Genomic DNA, 16,637 nt, shown 5'->3' with positions numbered 1-16,637 from the left:
TGAAGTTGGGGCAAGGTTATCCTTGTCCCAACTTTTTTGCGCAGTGGGTCAGAACTTCAAGCAGAAACTCGTCGGGACACTGCGGATCGTCAACAAAGAACCACCACTCGCCATACTGCGTATTGGCGGCGAACTGGTGGCCGCGAAATTGGAAGTGGAGCCACGCCTCGGTGACGCCATCGGACACGAAGCTGGTGACCTTCGCTTCGGGTAGCGTGGCAACGTGATCACGTAGTAGCTCATGGGGAAAGCACTCTGGCAGAGCACCAAAGTCACGCGATCCATCGTGCATGATGATATGGGTAAGCTTCATCGTGGATGCCTTGCCGTGAATCACTCCATCTCGAACCGGGCATCCATCCAGTTCGCATGGTCCAGGACGTCGGCTCCGTCGGCATACTCCACGACGAGGGCCAGCCCTTTCATCCCCTGCACCGAAACATCGACGTCCAGCGGAGTCTCACCACCGCGGACGATCGGACTCTCGTAGATCGTCTCCCACGACTTGCCCGTTTCGCTGGCGAAGACTTTGAAGATCACGCTGCCGGCGCCGTCGGTATCGTCGTCGATCCCGACCTTCGCTCGCAACCGTACCGCTTTGTTCTCGACCTTGTAAGCCAGCCGCGAGGTCGCGTGCAAACCGAGCCCCTTCTGACTGACGTAGCCGCTGGACTTGAGCGTCCCCCCTTGAACGTTGCGATCCTTGCGGTAATCCCAGTTCGCGTTCAAAAAGCCAAGGCTCTTGAAACCGATCGCATCCAGGTCGCTCAAGTACTGCACGTCACTAGCGACCGGACGTAAGTAAGTCACGTAGGCAAACGCATTCTCCAGAGTGGAAGATCGCATCGAGATCCCTGGACTGAGACGAACCTGAAGGATGTCGTCTGACAGGGAAAGTTCCGAGGCCAGAATCATCGAACCGTCGTTCAGTCCCACCCAAACACCCTGCTCCGCGGTTGGCAGGATGCCTGCGGAGCGAGCGAAATGAATTTCGGCGATTCGCTTGCGATCGAGTTTCAGAGCTTTGTCTCCGATCTGAAATTCAACCGATAACGGAGTCAGCCGACGGAGCGTTCCATCGATGTAGTCGCCGTTGGCCAACAGCAACCGATCGCGTGTCCCCTGGTAAGCGTGAATGCGATCGAGCGAGACCTGCGTCTTGTCAGGATCCAAATAGGAACGCAGCAGGATGCCACGCAGTGGACGCAGCGGGAACTTCATTTCGTCCCACAAACGGTTGTAAGCGTGCAGTTGCGTTCCTTCGGTGCGAAGCTCCTTGGCCACGATGTGGGAACCATCCTCGAACACGACTACGCCATCGTCGCGAATCAACTGCGGATTACCAAATCGGACGACGCTCGCCGGGTTGATCGCCCCGTCACTGGTCACCCATTTGTCGATCGACGGGATCGAGGTGATCGCGACGTTGGCATCCGGCCTGCCTATGGTAACCAGCGGTCCGTTGAGACGCGTCTGACCATAGGCGATGGTCGAAGCCAGCGAGATCCACGCAAAGACGAAACTACGGGCAAGCAAGGTGATCACTTCTGGAAGATGGGGAGATAGTTATTGGGAAGTTGCAGCACGATGCAAGCCATCGCCGTGCCGTACTCGGGGCAGATGAAGTCGGTCCAGAAGCCTTGTGCCGTTTGGCGTTCGGTCAGGACTTCGCGAATCATGCGGTAATAACGATCCCACCGCTGCGTGCCGACATGCCAAAACGCCTGGGCCGCGTAGTATTGGCCGTAGAAGAAATGATTGTTGCCGCGGAACGTGCTTTCCTGGGGAAGGTTGTCGTCGAGATATTTCAGGGCTCGCTCGATCACTTCCCCTTCATACATGCCGGCACTATACAGCGCGACCACGCCAGCAGCCGAACGCGGAAACGCGCTGGGACCGCCGCTAAGCATGTAGCTGAACCCGCCATCGGCGTTCTGACTGCGGGTTACGTAATCGATACAGCGATCGACCGTTTCGTTAGGGACGAAGATGCCGGCGTTCCTGGCCGCCCGCAAGGCCATCATCTGGCAGACGGTCACCGAGATATCGGCCTCGCTGCGTACCGGTTGATAACGCCAACCGCCGTCGGCATTCTGCGTATCGACGATCAATTTCACGGCCGCGCGGACCGTATCGCGAAGTTCCGGAGCGCTGGTCATCCCGTACACTTCCGCCAGAAACAACGTCGCGAAGCCATGTCCGTACATGGGACCATGCGTGCGAGCATTGGGCAGCGCAACGAACCCACCACTTTGCGTGTTGGCCAAGAGGTAGTCGAGGCAAGCCGAGATGTTCGCTCCGTAGGGGCCGCGGTTCGGCGAACTGCCAGCGGCCATGAACGCGAGGCCTGCCAGCCCCACGACCGCCGTGTTGGCTCGATAGCCGTCGGTACCAAACGCGCCGCGCTGACTACCGTTCATCGTTTGCCGCTGGACCAGGTACTGCAGCCCTTGATCAATACTCGATTGAACTTCGCGCGTGATCAGCCCGCGCGAGTTGCGGCGGGACGTGCCGCGCCATTCTTGTGCCGGCAGCAGCGACCCGACACCGCAGCTTCCGGCGGCGGCCAAGGCAGATTTCAACAGAGTTCGGCGAGAATAATGACTCATACGGTTCGCTGCTTATTCTTCGATTTCAGCCAGCTTGCGGAAGTACTCTTGAGTTAACCGCTCGTACTTGGGCAGGAAACGTTCCATCGAACTGTTGGAGATCTGCTTTCGCAAGTGCGGCGGCAAGTTTCCCCAGGCCTTTTTGACTAATGCATCTTGTTCCTCAGGCGAGATCGCCAGCACCTTGCCATCACGAAGTTTATCGCTGCTGTCCTGGGCATCGTCGCTCTTTTCCCCTGGTTGCATCTGGGCCTGGCTTGGTTGCGAGTCGCCCCCTTGCTGCTGTTGGGGTTGCGTCTGGCTTTGTCCTTGTTGCTGTTGTTGGGACTGCTGCTGTCCAGCTTGTTGCGGTTGCTGCTGTCCCCCTTGCTGCTGATTCTGTTGTTGGTTCTGTTGCTGCTGACTTTGCGATTGGTTTTGCTGCTGTTGCTGTTGTTGGTTCTGCTGCTGGTTTTGATTTTGCGAGTTGCTGTTGGATTGATTTTGGTTTTGGTTGTTTTGCTGCTCCAATAGTTTCTCGATCTCTTCGATGATCTCCTGCTGCATGGCCACGGTTTGCGATTCGGCCTGACCGACGGCGATCCGCTTTTGCACTTCTCGCATCAGTCCTCCGATCTTGGTCAGGGGATCCTCTCCTTGCATCTGATTGGTCTGATCGGCCCCGAAACCGCGCGGCTCCCCTGCTTCGTCTCGGGAACCTTCCGCGCCGACGTCTTCTCCATCGGTCTGCATGCCCGCGTCTGCCGGCGGTTTGGCGTCATCAGGTGCCGCTTTGGCTTCGGCGGGAAGATCGATGTCGTCGAACAGATCGCTCCCCAGGTCATTGAACAGTTCTTCGTCCAGCGACGACATTCCGGCACCCTCTTCGGCGGCATCCTGGGCCAGCATCGGGGTGGTCATTACCGCGAACAACAGGCTGGCGATCATCCAACTTGCTATCAACCATCGTTTAGACATCGTTCTGCTCCTCCTGATCGGCAGCGGCAGGCTCGGTCGGTTCGATATCCGGCAAGTTCTCGGGATCGAAGATTTCTTCTTCAGTGTTCTTGATCAGGTTCAACGTCATCTCCGAAAGCCGGCCCTGTTCGGCGGCCAGCCGGGCAAGTTCGGCCTGGTCGGCGTCGTTCGGATCTTTCTCGATCTTTTCGCCCAACGTCTGCGTGCGCGCCTTGAGGGACTCTTGCATCATTTTCAGCAGCCGCAGTTGAGCCGTTTGACTGATTCCATCCTGGCTCCCTTGCTGCTGTTGCTGCTGATCCTGGTTTTGTTGCTGTTGGTCGTCTTGCTGCTGGTTTTGGGAGTCTTGCTGTTTTTCTTCCTCTTCCATCGCGGCGATCAACTGCTTGAGCCGCTGCACGGCTTCATCGGCCAGCGAAAGCATTCTTGCGTCGATCTCGCTGGTGTCCAGCAAACGGGAAAGATCGGTCGTTACTTCCGCGGTGAGTTGCAGCGACAGATGGTACACCTCGGCCTTGGCGATCGACTCGGCGAACGAGCGGATCTCATCGGTCAGGGTCGCTTGTTCCAGCGAGATCCCGGCGAGCGTTTGCTTTTGGGCTTGGGTGAGCTGGCCATTCTTCTTGTTCAGTTCGTCCAGGCGAACCAGTTCATCCCGAATGCGAGTTTGACGAATGATCAGTTGCTCGATCGACTGCTTCAGCTTGGCGGCTTGTTCCTGGGCCAGGTCCTGCTCGACCTGCTCTTGACGTTCTTCTAGCTCCTGTTGGGCTTCCTCCAGGTCCTTCTGGGCTTGATCGATTTCGTCCTGAAGCTGCTGCGTGTCCATGTTCTGGGCGTTCTTGGCGGCTTCTTCCAATCGCTCAGCCGCATCGCGCACCTTCTGGGCAGCTTTGTTCGCGGTCAGCCGTTCCAGCTTACGAGCCAAACGTTCGGCTTGTTCCTGGAGTTGCTGGGCCTGTTGCTTGAGGCTCTCGAGCTTTCGCTGCTGCGATTGTCGTGACTGCTGACTGCCCATATCGCCGGACTGCATCTGGGCTTCATCCGCTTTGCGTTTCAGCTCTTTCTGGCGATCTTGCAGCTCTTCAAGTTCCTGCTGAGCCTCGTCCAGCTTTCGCTTCAGTTCTTTCTTGTCGGTCTCGCGTCGGTTCTGCAGCGTGTCGAGCACGTCTTCGAGCGACTTTTCGACCTGCTGCTGCGACTCTTTGGCCGAAGAGAGCTGGTTCTGTTCGATGCGTTGGCCTGCTTGCCGCATCCGCTGCGAGACGGCCGAGTCCCGGTTTTCGGCAATGGCATCCTTGAGCGTGTTGGCAACCTCTTCACTCTCCGGATCGTTCTGCATCATATCCCGCATGCGCGACTGGATACGATCGAGTTCGCCCGCCAGGTTCGATTGCTCTTCGGCCATTTGCTTGAGGTCAGCACGATCTTCCGGCGACATCCGCTCGACATCTTGGCCGAGCGTTTCGGTCTGCTTCGCTTCGGTTCGCTTCTCAAGATCTTTCTGGCGATTGGCCAGGTCACGCACATCCATGGCGAAGCGGCGGAACGTATCCCACTTGTTCAGATCGTTTTGCCAGTCCTGCAGTTGACCGGCGACCTTCTCTTGCCGCTTGCCAATCTCATCGAGCTGCTGCCGGGTACGCTGGGCATTCTGTTTTTCTGCTTCGGCGGCAGCCTCGGCCGACGGTGTCGACTCCATCGGCTGGTCCGACGTTTCTTCGCCAGGAGCAGGGTTCTTCTCACTATCTTCGGGCCGGCCACTCTCCGGTTTACCGTCGACTTGCTCTGGCTTACCTTCGGCTGGCTTTTCGCTTGCCGGGGAACCTTCAGGATTTTCCTCTGCGCTTTCACCGGTATTGCTCTCGCCAGCCGGCTCACCCATCGTGGTTTTCGACGGTGGACTGTTGTCGCTCGGCTTTTCGGAAGACTCGCCCCCGCGCGGCGTCTGACGGCGAAGCTGCGTGATCTCGGATTCGATCGGGGTCAATTCCGAGTCGGCGAGCGACTCGATCTTTTCCTTCAGGTCTTGCAAGATCTCCGAAGCATCGTGATCGGTCTGGCGGTTTTGCTTCAGCTCTTCCAATAGCTCGTCGATCAACTTGGCGGCGCTGTCTCGGCCGGTGGACAGCTTCTCGCGAACGTTCTTTTGGTTTTGTTCGCCGTTCTGCAGATTGGCCAGTTCGGCCGGTCCCAGCTGCGAGCCTTCTTCCAACTTGATTTCCACGCTGCGGGTCTGCTGCCGGGCATCTTGCTGCAAACGGCGAGCTTCGGCGATCTTGGAAATAATCTCGCGCTGTTGACGGTTCACGCGTTGATCGAGCTGTTCTTCCGAGATGATCGTAATAATCCGCGGCAAGCTGGTCCCGGTTTGCGGGCGATAGTCATTCGCGGCGATGGTCAGTTCCAAAATGGTTCCTGGCGTCAAACCTTCCAGCTCGGAAAAATCGAGCGCGTGAGTGATCTCCAAGTCTTCGGAAAGCCCCATCGCCAGGTTACTCGGTGCTGACTCGAAGGGGCGGTCTTCCGAACCGGTAAAGAGTGACTGCTCGACCAGCACCGAATCGTCGGTTTGCTTCTTGACGATCAGCTTCACGTCTTGCGTCTGCAGGTCATCGCGAACCACGGCGGAAAGTTCCAGCAAGGCCGACGGCGTGAGCGACATATTACGGTCAGGCTGAACCCAGGAGACGATCGGGGCCTTATCGGGAATGACCCGTACCGGGTAGCGTCGCCCTTCGGCCTTCTTCAGACCGGACTCGACCGTCACTTCAATCCAGTAACTACCGCTGGCGGCGAGTACCGGCCCCTTGGCTGGTTCGTTCTCGGCACCTTGCGACGGCGTGGAGAAGCTATGGCCGTCTTCGCCGATCACCAGCGGAAAACTTTCCGACTTGCCGGCGGCCTCGAAAACGAACTGGGCCTTGGTGATCTTCTGATCGACCTGGCCATACAGCAGTGCGGTCGTCCCGGCCAGGGCGATGATCGAACGAGGCGACTGGCTAGGTAACCAGCGTGTATATTCGGGCGGAACCAACGTGACCTGGATGTCCGAGAACTTCGGCGGCTTGACCACTTCGACCGCGTGCCAGGTCATCGTATCGTCGTCCCCCCCTTCCACGCGAAACTCGAAAGCTCGCTGAATGCCGTCCAACTGGTAAACCATGCGGTTGGCTTCCAGGTCGAATTGCATCGGGTGGGTTACCGGCCGGCCATCCGCTTCGTAGCGAACTTGCAGTTCGACCATCTCAGGCAGGTTACGATTGAGGTCTTCCACCTCGATCACCGCACGGCCTCCCAGCGGAACCACTTTGGGTGGGTCGATCAGAGCCAGGTTGTTTTGCCGGGGCCACTCGATCGACCGCCAGGGCATCGCCAGACGCGACACGGCCGTCCCAAACTGCTGTGGCGAGAAGAGCAACACCGACAGCATGACGAAAGTAATGCCGCACAAGGCATACACGGCCTTGGTGGCTAAGTGACGATTGAGTGCGACCGACAGATCGGTGTAGGTCAGCGTATCCGCCATTTCACTGACATGCTTCCGGCGGAAGTAGATCGAACTTCCCGCGGCGTCTTCTTCGTCCTGTTCCAGGAAGAACAGCGCGCTCGATATCTTGTCGCGCAGTTCGGGGAAGAACTGTTCGATCCGCTGGGCAATCTGCTGTAGCGACGGCGACCACTTCCAGGCCGGCACAATCCACCAGATGGCCGCGAACACCATCCCACCCAGTGTCAACAGCGACAGAAACCACCGCGTTCCGAGGTCGTCCTGCCGCAAGAGATAGTCAAACAGGGCCATGCCTAAAAGCAGCAGCATCCCCGCAGCCAGCCCCCAGGCCGTTCCGCGCAGACGAACCCGCCGCATCGCACCGCGACGTGCTTCTTCGACCCGCTGCACCACCAAGTGATGCACGGGGCGTTTGTTCGATTTATGTGCGTCGGATGCCATCCGTACTATCCTCGGGAAAAACTAAACCAGGCCCATGCGTTTTCGCAAAACCCACTCACCAATTAATAGTGTGACGAACAACAGGGCAAGTTTCCAGGAATTCCACAGCGGCTCGGGGGGCAAGGTCTGAATTCTTACCTGTCGTCCTCGTGGTAGGGCTTCTAACAACGAGTCCGCTTCCAAAAATGAAAAATACTGCCCCCGGGTCGAGGAAGCCGTCTGGCGGAGTTCCCCCAAATCCATGTCCAAGCGGGTCATTTCACCGGCAACCGGCTCGACGGTGAACTGCGTCGACGGGGGTTCGGTCTCGCCAGAATCACCTCGCAGCAGTGGTTGTACGATCCACAGCCGGTGATCGCCGGCCGTCAGCCCTGGGATGGTCGCCTCGAACAAATCTCGGTTGCCGGCGACGCGCGACATGGTAATCGTCCGCGTTCTTCCGTCAGGCTTTTCGAGCGTTAGCTGCACGCCGTCATCTTCGGGTGGTGCTTCGCTTTCATCGAAGAAACGAACCCGGGCCGTGGCCGATTCGCCGGTGCGGTAGTTGGCACGATCGACCGTGATTTCAACCGAGCCATCGGAATCGAGCAAACTGGATCGCGCCAGGTAACGGATCGTCTGCATCCAGAATTCGTCGTGGTAGTCCCACCGCCACAGATCGTCACTGCCTAGGAACATCACCTTGCCGCGGCCGATGAACTGCTGCGTCAAAAATGGCTGCTTCGATCCATCGGCACGCGTCGCCGTGGCCAGCGTTTGAGCACCTGGCTTGAGGTGCTCGATCGGCCCGTGCCAGTAAACCTGGTTCATGCCCCGCCAGGCGGCGATGGTGTCGGCTGGCATCTCGGTAACCTGCAGCGGCAGCGTGTTCAGCCCCAGGTCCGACAGTTCGACCGGAATGGGCTGGACGTATGCCTGATCGGGATCGGACCGCCGGACGTCATCCAGCGAAAACGGCAATAGCGCGGCCAGCGGCGTCGAGCGGTAGTCCCATGGTAAGTAGTACTGTCCACCGACGAAGATCAAACCGCCCCCTTTGACCTGCACGAAGTCTTGCAGGTTCTGCAGTTGCTCGCGGCTGAGAAACGCCGGATTGACGTCCCCCATGATGACGACGTCGTAATCGAACAGTTCTTCGCGCGTGCCGGGAAACGCTACCTGGGCGGTTTCGTCCTGATCGGCGTACGACTGGTCGGCGTCTTGCAAAATGGTGGTCAGCTCGAACGCCTTTTCGTCGGCACCCGATAAGGGGCTGCGTTTCAGTTGCCGCTCGAGCAGCATCTTCAGGAAGCGGAATTGAAACCTAGGGTAGGCCTGGACGTACAGCACGCGAATGGTCGCGTCGAGCACTTTCACTTTCCGCGATACGGAAATAGTGTCCTCAGGCGAACTCCCCCCTTCGAGTTCGGCTTGGACCACGTAGTTGAACTCGCCCACTTCTTCCGGGCGAAACTGCAAACGAATCTCGCGCGTGACGCGTTCGGCCGGAAGGGTCACGTTCTTTTCGTCGAGCGTCAGGCTGGGGTTTTCGCGATCGGCAACCGAAAGCCGAACCGCTTCGCCGGACATCCCCTGGGCCGACAGACGCACGACGAACGTGAGGGTATCCCCCACGAACGCGATCGGATCGACCACGACTTCTTCAATCCGCAGGTCACGCGAAAGTTGCTGGCTGCCGATTCCGATCGGGAAGATCGGTACTCCCCGCAGCGCGGCTTGCTGGGCCCCTTCGGAAAGGTTCGGCCCCTCGATCGTCACCCCGTCACTTAATAGCACGATAGCCGCCGTAGGCCGGCCTCGTTGTTGTTCCAGAATCTGCGACAAGCTGGTTCCCAGCCGACTGACCTGGCCATCCGGCGTTGCCGAGCGCAGCAGATCGGTGAACTGTTCGTCCGGGACGGTCAGTGCCCGGCCCGATTCCCCCATCCAGTACGTTCGCACGTTATAGCGATCGCGCAGCTTGACCATCAGCGCTTCGTTGTTTTCCAGGAGAAGCGTACGGGCCTGATTCCAGCGGGTCGGCTCACCCAGGTTGGCCGCTTCCACGCGCGAACGAATGAGGGATTCATCGCCCGGCGCGAACGTATCGAGATGCGACATGCTCTCGGTATCGTCGACCGCAATTACCAGGTCCGGGGCGTCGGTCTGAAACGGCTGCTGCTGAAGCCCATACAGCATGAACAGTACAATGCCAACCAGCGTCAGCCGGGCCGCGAGTAGCACGGCCCACTTGGGAATCGCCCGCTGGAGGTTCTCTTTGCGGTAGATCCAGCCGAAGAAAAGAACGGCCGCAATGACCAGCAGCAGCGTGACCCAAGCCGCCCACGGGGGTGCCCACTGCAGGGTCACTTCCATGGTGGAATCGGTTGCCGGGCTTTCATCCGCCAAGGTCCACCGAACGAGTTGTCGCCATGCGTCGTTCATCGTGCGGCGGCCCCAAAGCGAAAGGCCAAAAAACTCTCCAAAAACAACAAGCCCATCACCAGCACCAACGCATAGCGGAACAGTTCGACCGCTGCCGGTACCGCGGCCATTTGACCTCCACCGGCCGGATCGAAGCCGCGGTCGCCCGGTTGCAGCGACGACGGGACGTTCTCCATCGCCACGCGGCTCAAGTCACTTTCGCGGGTATCGGCATTCACGGCGAACTCGACCTGTTCGTTCGCCCCATCCGAAAGGGACTTCGAGCGATAGATGCCAATCTGATCAGTTCCATCAAACGCCCAGAACAAACGGTCGTCCCGGGCCACCGCTTCGATGCGGCTTGTCTGGGCATCCGGCAAAATCACCTCGATCAGGTTCGCGCCGGGGTCCCCTTCGATCACCCCTTCAAACACGTCGCCGAGTTCTCGATTACGGCGATCGAACTGCGAGGCGACGGCGAGCGAGAGGGACTCTTGCACCAGTGGAGGAAAGCTTGGCCACGTCGGGAAGACCGTCCACGCCGCTGGCGGATCGAGCGAACGATCGACCGAATCGGTACTGGCCGGCAGGCAAAACACAATCACGTTGCCCCCCAGCCGCGTTGCGACGGCGTCTTCTTTTTCTGGCGATAAAGTTTGATAACGCGAGGTCACAATGGCCGGGTCGCCGCTGCCAAACCAGAGGGCCGTCTGGGAGGTGGAATCCTCCGCAGGGGTGACCTTGAAGTAATTCCACACCGGCGTCGTCAACAGACCGCCGGCTTGCTGCCCACGAAAGGGCTCGAGCAGGGGGCTCTCGTATTGCCGTGGATCTAGAAAGTACTCGCCGCGCGGGGTGGGACCGTCGAACTTGAGGTCGATCAGCGGCGCGGTCGCTTCCTTCCCCTTGGCCAGGGCCGCGTTGTAGCTGGCGGCCTGCACGCGGTCTCCCAGGAACAGCACCAGGCCGCCGCCTCGCTCGACGAACGTGCGCAAAATGGCCGCTTCATCGGGCGCGATCTGGGACACGTTCGACAGATAGACCGCGTCATACGACAACAGGTCGATATCCATCAGGGCCGACGCACTCATCGTCTCGACCTTGACCGGCGACTGGATCGAATCGGACGGATCGAGAGCCAGCTTCAAAAACTTCAGCGAAGGAACGTCATCGGCCAGGCACAAAATACGAAGCTGCGGTTTCACTTCCACGGCGATGTAGCGGCGGTTATCGGTAGCCAGCAGGTCGTCATCCAAACGAAACTCCACCGCGTGGGTCCCAGGCAGGCTGAAGACGGTATTCATCTCGACCGAGACGACCTGGTTATCGACAAACGGTACGACCTTCTGCGAAACGAGTCGCCCATCGACCAGCATCTGCACGACCTGGCTGGGAAGTTCCGAGGCATTGTCGCAGGAAAGTTCGACTCGAAACCGGGCCGACTGATCGGGCGTTAAGTAAGGCGTCAGCTGCGTCGCTCCGATGATCGCACTGTTGGTCGTTTGCGGCTGGCCGACGTCGAACGTCTTGACGACCGCCAGTTCCTCGATCTTCCCCAGGAGTTGCTCGTTGGTTTGCGAAGCGGCCTCCTTCCAGGTCACATCGCCGTAGTCGGTCAGAATGCATACCTGGGCACGTCGAAGGCGAGGAAAATCACGGGCAGCCATCCGTAGCGTCCCCTCAATCTCGGACAGGGAAAGATCGAGCGCGGCGACGCCTGGGTCGATCTCGATCTGGTCGAGTTCCCGCAGCACGTCGTTCGGATCGAACGCGGGCTCGGAAATGATTCCCTTGGCGGTGCGTCCCATCGCCAACAGCGTGAAGCCATCCCCTTCGCCCGCTTCGTTGACGATCCGGCGGGCAAGTTCCTTGGCCTGATCGAGACGCGTCTGACCCTGTTCGCCGTAAGCCATGCTGTACGAATGATCGATCACTAAAACGGTATGTGTGGCCGAGCCAGGGCCGCCGAATCCGCTAATACCGGAACCGCCGGTGCAAGAGATATCGGCCAGGGCAATGGCGAAGAACAATAGGATCGCGCAGCGGACCAACAATAGCAGAAGCTGTTCGACCTGAATGCGGCGGCGATTCTTCTTCATCGCGGCCAACAGAAACTTCATCGCAGCCCAGTCTGTTTCGCGATAGCGACGACGATTCCACAGATGAATGAGAATCGGCGCTACGGCGGCCAATCCCCACAACAGCATCGTCGCACTGGAAAAAGCGAAAGGGTTCACTGGGTTAACAAACGTTTCGTGGAAGTGGGCTACACGAGCCGGGCATTGCGGTGGTTGAAAAAGTTACGAAGCACGGCGTCGAAAGGTTGGTCGGTACGGATCTGGACGAAGTCCATCTGGTTGGCCAACGATTGGCTGCGAAGATCGTTGACGAAGGCCTCGATCTCTTCGCGATACGCTTTGCGAACCGAGATCGGATCGGCCAAAAGTTCGGGAAATGCTTCCAAGCCGTTGAACATGGTGGGGCGGTCGAAAGGGAAGTCGAGTTCGGCCGGATCAAGTACCTGCATCAAGATAATGTCGTGTTTGCGAAACCGCAGATGTTTCAGCCCGGCCATGATCGAGTCGACTTCATCGAAGAAGTCACTCAGCACGATCACCAAGCCTCGACGATTCAGGCGGCCTGATAGTTCGTGCAAAAGCGGACCGATCTGCGTTTTCTCTTTCGACTCGACCGTTTGCAGCACGTCGATGACTTGCTGCAGCTGAACGGGGCTGCCGCTGGGTGGCACGAGCGAACGGACCTGCTCGTCGAAGGTAACCAGCCCGACGGCGTCTTGCTGCTGCAAAATCAGCCAGGCGAGCGTCGCCCCAATGCACTGGGCGTACTCCAGCTTGCTCAGCGCGACATCGGCACTCTTGTAGCGCATGCTCTCGCTGACGTCGACCACCAGGTTGCAGATCAAATTCGTTTCGTCTTCGAACTGCTTGATGTAGTACTTGTCAGTGCGGCCGAGGACTTTCCAGTCGAGGTAGCGCAGATCGTCCCCGGGCGCGTAATCGCGATGCTCGGCGAATTCGATCGAGAACCCCCGGTGCGGGCTACGATGCGAGCCGGCGATCAGCCCTTCGACGATGTGCTTGGCCCGAAGCCGCAGCCCCTGGACCTTAGCCAGCGTCTGAGGATCTAAAAGCGTCGACAAATTGCTGGTCCTCTACCGTGGTGGGAATGGTTTCCAAAAGCTGCTGCACGACGTGATCGGTGGTAATGCCTTCGGCGTCGGCGTTGAAGCTGGTCCGAATGCGGTGCCGCAGAACCGGCAGCGCGACCGCTTTCACGTCGTCGGTGGTGGCGAACTCGCGACCTTGCAAAATGGCTCGTGCTTTGGCGCCGAGCACCAGGAACTGGCTGGCCCGCGGACCGGCACCCCACTGGATGTACGGCTCCATCTTTGAGGGAATGTCATTGCCGCGGCGAGTCATGCGAACCAGGCGAATTGCATACTGAGCAACGGGATCAGCCACCGGCACGCGCCGCACGACCTGGGAGAGTTGAATGATCTCTTCCCCGGTCAAAAGAGGCGAAATCTCGGTGTTGACGTCGGCGGTCGTCCGTTTGACGATCTCCAACTCTTCCAGTTCCGAAGGGTAGTCGATTCGTACGTTGAACATAAACCGGTCGAGTTGAGCTTCCGGCAGGGGATACGTTCCTTCCTGCTCGATCGGGTTCTGGGTAGCCAGCACGAAGAACGGCTTGGGCAACGCGTGCTTCGAGCCACCGGCGGTGACCTGCTTTTCCTGCATCGACTCGAGTAGAGCGGCCTGGGTCTTGGGGGGCGTTCGGTTGATTTCATCGGCCAGGATCACGTTGCTGAAGATCGGACCAGGCACGAAGCGGTAGGCTCGCTCACCGGTGCTGCGGTTCTCTTGAATGATTTCCGTACCGGTAATGTCCGACGGCATCAGGTCGGGCGTGAACTGAATCCGATTGAACTCCAAGTGCAACGCGCTGGCCAAAGAGCGGACCATCAACGTCTTCGCCAGCCCCGGCACCCCTTCCAGCAGACAGTGACCGCCGGCGAACAGGGCAATGAGAAGCTGCTCGACCACTTCTTCCTGACCGACAATCACGCGGCCGATTTCGCGTTGCAGAAGTTCATACGCTTCGGCCAATCTGGCGGCCGCGGCGGCATCATTTTCGCTCGTCATTCGATTGTTGTCCGTGGGAAGTCAATTGCGAAATGGATTAGGGAACGCTAGGTTTCGTCGTCGCTATTGGTTGGTATCGTTCGCGGAGGAATTATCCTCTGGTTCGAGCAGCGGCGATGGGGAGTAAACCGTCAAACGGCTGGGGGAGGCCACGATCATCTGTCCACCAGCCACGACGATGTTGCCACCTTCTTCGCCGTACTGCACCAGGTCGACCGGCAAGGCGGCTTCTTTCACGCTTCCGTTGGAATCGAGCTTCGCTGCCAGGCGGAAGATCTTGTCGCGTGTCGGCCAGTAAACCTGATCCCCCACCAGGGCACCGCGGCCGTATCCTCGATCGCGAAACATTTGATGAACGCTGGGGAACTCGGCGCGGATCTTACCGGAGTGCAAGTGCACCCAGAAGAGCTGTTCGCCGCTGACCAGCACGTCGTCCTTCGTCGTGCCCAAAAGATGCAGCGGTTCGAGACCGCCTGGCACCGTTTGCCAGACCAATTGCCCCGTGGCCGCGTCCAGTGCCAACAGGCGTTCGCAGTCAAGCGGCATGGTGATCACCAGGCCGCGCGTCACGATGCATGGGTTGACGTTGCGCTGCACCAGCGCGTGCGCCTTTTCCAGCTTATCGGGAATGAGCCCCCGACGCGGATAACGCGTGAGCCACAGCATATCACCGCGATCCGCTTCCAAGGCGGCGATCACGCCGTGATTGGTGTTGTAATACAGGATGCCATCTTTGAGGGTCAGCAAGTTGTGCGAGCGAAAGCCATACTCGCCGTCCGCCACCAGGCCGCTGCCGTAGGGCTGCGTCAGACAAATGGTCCGCCGCCACAGCATCTGCGAGGTCGTCCAATCGAAACATGCGATTGCCGACTCGTCGCGGACGCCTGACTTGATCATGCCGCAGTAGAGTCGATTCCCTTGGATGATCGCCGTGCCTTCGAACGACCATGGTCCGGAAAGCTCGGTCACCGGAGGGATCCGCGCTTCGAGCTTCCCTTCCTTCCGCATGTCGAACACGACCATGTCGGCCGGGTCTTGAAATTGGGACTGCACATAAGGAACGCCGATCGCCGTCGTCCCGATCCGGGCAACGAGCTTGGTATCGTCCGATGCCAGCGTGAAACGATCGGGGCCGAGGGCATGAATCAGTTTCAGCGACATGGCCGACAGCGGCGAGCCGCGCCGACGCCCTCGCATGTTGAAATCGAAGTCTAGTCGTCGGCCGCTGGTATGGAACGCTCCATAGTCGAGTTCGTCCCGGTCGAAGAATTCGGAGCCTTCGGTGGGAAACGCCGGCAGACCGCTATCAATTTGAAAAGCACGCACCCGTTCTTGATCCGCCACGATGACATTGCCATCCAAAACGACAGGGAACGTACTGAGTAGGGCATCGGACGATTCGGCAACCAACGGGATACGTTGCAACTCTCGTTCTTCCCCAAAGCCGTTTCGCCCTCCGGCACGCGACAACGATTGCGTCTCGAGGGAAACGCTCCAGTTCGGTTTATACGTCTTGGCTCGCTCTGGCAGGTCGGCTTGGGCGGTGCGAGCGTACGAGCCTGCGAATGTCGGCCAGGTGCCGGCATGTCGCGAGTCATGCTCGCCGGGGGACGACGCCACCAGCTTGGTGAGGAACTCGGCGTAATTCACATTACGCCCCCCCAGGTACCCTTGGGCGCCGGGATGCAGTTGCCGCAGCAATTCCAGTTCGACCGCGGCGCGATCGCTGCTTCCTTCCAGCCACGACGCCAGGCAAAGCCGAGCCCACACGGCGGCCGGGTCGACGTCACTATCGGCCGTGGTGGCCAGGGAACTGGAGGCCTGGTTGTCGTCCAGCAAGCTTCGGATGGTGTCGCGATGCTTTCCCCAATCGACGCCATCGACGGCGACCCAGATCGGCTGCCCTGCCATGGCCAGCAAAACGCCTTGCGGGTCTTCCGGGGTTCGATAGCGGGGAGAGATACGTTCCCAGGCCGTACGAGCTTCATTGAAGCGGCCTTGCTCGAGCAGCAGATCTCCCAAATGCAAAAGCGCCTCGTCGGCATGACGGCTCAGAAAGTAGGTATTGATCGCTTCGGAAAGCTGAGCCGGATCGCGAGAAGCGATCGCGGCGTCCAGTTCTTGCCTGGCCAACGAATCGATTCGCGTGCGGTAGACCTCCAGGAACTCAGGCATCTGCCGCGCATACTCCGAGATGCGGCGACGCAGGTACGTCTTCAGTTCGACGTAATAAACATACTGACTTCCCAGATCGACCTGGTCGCTCCCCTGGACGATGAGTTCGTTACCGTGGCCGCTAATGAGACGCTCGAGGGTGTCGATCGCATCCTGCCACTTTTGCTGCTGCAGTTGCTGATCGACCTGGGCCAGCAGGTTCTTGGTGTCGTTTTTGGTCTCAGGAAGCTCGACCGTCAACGAGAATTCGGCCCGGGCGAATACATCCTGGGCCTGACCCAAGACTTGCGTCGCGCCCAGGAGCAAGAGGGGAAGGACCCAAACAAGTCCTGCAGATCGCGATGTCAGCGTTGGCCTAGATCTCATGCACTCGCT

10 protein-coding genes are annotated in these 16,637 nt (G+C 59.1%); all 10 read right to left on the bottom strand.

Annotated features, from left to right (window positions below; translation table 11 throughout):
- Window positions 1–16: 16 nt before the first annotated feature.
- The 10 genes from Pan97_RS05825 to Pan97_RS05775 all read right to left on the bottom strand — a co-directional run bounded on the left by Pan97_RS05825 (window position 17) and on the right by Pan97_RS05775 (window position 16,628).
- Window positions 17–313 (bottom strand): hypothetical protein, encoded by a 297-nt coding sequence (locus Pan97_RS05825; RefSeq protein WP_144971189.1) that lies wholly within the window; start codon window positions 311–313, stop codon window positions 17–19.
- Between the two features lie 20 nt (window positions 314–333).
- Window positions 334–1,536: an NPCBM/NEW2 domain-containing protein gene (locus Pan97_RS05820; RefSeq protein ID WP_144971188.1), complete on the bottom strand. Its 1,203-nt coding sequence runs from the start codon at window positions 1,534–1,536 to the stop codon at window positions 334–336.
- Window positions 1,537–1,541: 5 nt separating this feature from the next.
- Window positions 1,542–2,609, bottom strand: a complete 1,068-nt coding sequence (locus Pan97_RS05815; protein WP_144971187.1) for a prenyltransferase/squalene oxidase repeat-containing protein — start codon at window positions 2,607–2,609, stop codon at window positions 1,542–1,544.
- Between the two features lie 12 nt (window positions 2,610–2,621).
- Window positions 2,622–3,566 (bottom strand): hypothetical protein, encoded by a 945-nt coding sequence (locus tag Pan97_RS26205; protein WP_165698630.1) that lies wholly within the window; start codon window positions 3,564–3,566, stop codon window positions 2,622–2,624.
- Window positions 3,559–7,518 (bottom strand): hypothetical protein, encoded by a 3,960-nt coding sequence (locus Pan97_RS05800; protein ID WP_144971184.1) that lies wholly within the window; start codon window positions 7,516–7,518, stop codon window positions 3,559–3,561. Before Pan97_RS05800 ends, Pan97_RS26205 begins: the two co-directional genes overlap by 8 nt.
- 21 nt (window positions 7,519–7,539) lie before the next feature.
- Window positions 7,540–9,942, bottom strand: coding sequence for a hypothetical protein (locus Pan97_RS05795; RefSeq protein WP_144971183.1), 2,403 nt, complete (start codon window positions 9,940–9,942; stop codon window positions 7,540–7,542).
- Window positions 9,939–12,158, bottom strand: a complete 2,220-nt coding sequence (locus tag Pan97_RS05790) for a BatA domain-containing protein (RefSeq protein WP_144971182.1) — start codon at window positions 12,156–12,158, stop codon at window positions 9,939–9,941. The genes Pan97_RS05795 and Pan97_RS05790 overlap by 4 nt, the downstream gene beginning before the upstream one ends.
- A gap of 29 nt (window positions 12,159–12,187) precedes the next feature.
- On the bottom strand, window positions 12,188–13,081 hold the full coding sequence (locus Pan97_RS05785) for a DUF58 domain-containing protein (protein ID WP_144971181.1): 894 nt from the start codon (window positions 13,079–13,081) through the stop codon (window positions 12,188–12,190).
- Complete coding sequence (locus Pan97_RS05780; RefSeq protein WP_144971180.1) at window positions 13,047–14,087, bottom strand: AAA family ATPase; 1,041 nt, start codon at window positions 14,085–14,087, stop codon at window positions 13,047–13,049. Before Pan97_RS05780 ends, Pan97_RS05785 begins: the two co-directional genes overlap by 35 nt.
- A 63-nt stretch (window positions 14,088–14,150) precedes the next feature.
- The gene (locus Pan97_RS05775) at window positions 14,151–16,628 is read right to left on the bottom strand and encodes an outer membrane protein assembly factor BamB family protein (RefSeq protein WP_165698629.1); all 2,478 of its coding nucleotides are present in this window, start codon (window positions 16,626–16,628) and stop codon (window positions 14,151–14,153) included.
- Window positions 16,629–16,637: the final 9 nt, after the last annotated feature.

Origin of the sequence: Bremerella volcania (assembly GCF_007748115.1) — a bacterium.
GTDB classification, from domain to species: domain Bacteria; phylum Planctomycetota; class Planctomycetia; order Pirellulales; family Pirellulaceae; genus Bremerella; species Bremerella volcania.
Note: the sequence above shows the minus strand (reverse complement) of the source record. Positions and strands in the feature narration are given on the sequence as shown.

What these genes read in the sequence shown, in the direction of transcription:
- Pan97_RS26205 (WP_165698630.1), bottom strand. Translation starts at nt 3,566, where the DNA reads ATGTCTAAACGATGGTTGATAGCAAGTTGGATGATCGCCAGCCTGTTG.
- Pan97_RS05775 (WP_165698629.1), bottom strand. Translation starts at nt 16,628, where the DNA reads ATGAGATCTAGGCCAACGCTGACATCGCGATCTGCAGGACTTGTTTGG.
- Pan97_RS05825 (WP_144971189.1), bottom strand. Translation starts at nt 313, where the DNA reads ATGAAGCTTACCCATATCATCATGCACGATGGATCGCGTGACTTTGGT.
- Pan97_RS05800 (WP_144971184.1), bottom strand. Translation starts at nt 7,518, where the DNA reads ATGGCATCCGACGCACATAAATCGAACAAACGCCCCGTGCATCACTTG.
- Pan97_RS05780 (WP_144971180.1), bottom strand. Translation starts at nt 14,087, where the DNA reads ATGACGAGCGAAAATGATGCCGCCGCGGCCGCCAGATTGGCCGAAGCG.
- Pan97_RS05795 (WP_144971183.1), bottom strand. Translation starts at nt 9,942, where the DNA reads ATGAACGACGCATGGCGACAACTCGTTCGGTGGACCTTGGCGGATGAA.
- Pan97_RS05815 (WP_144971187.1), bottom strand. Translation starts at nt 2,609, where the DNA reads ATGAGTCATTATTCTCGCCGAACTCTGTTGAAATCTGCCTTGGCCGCC.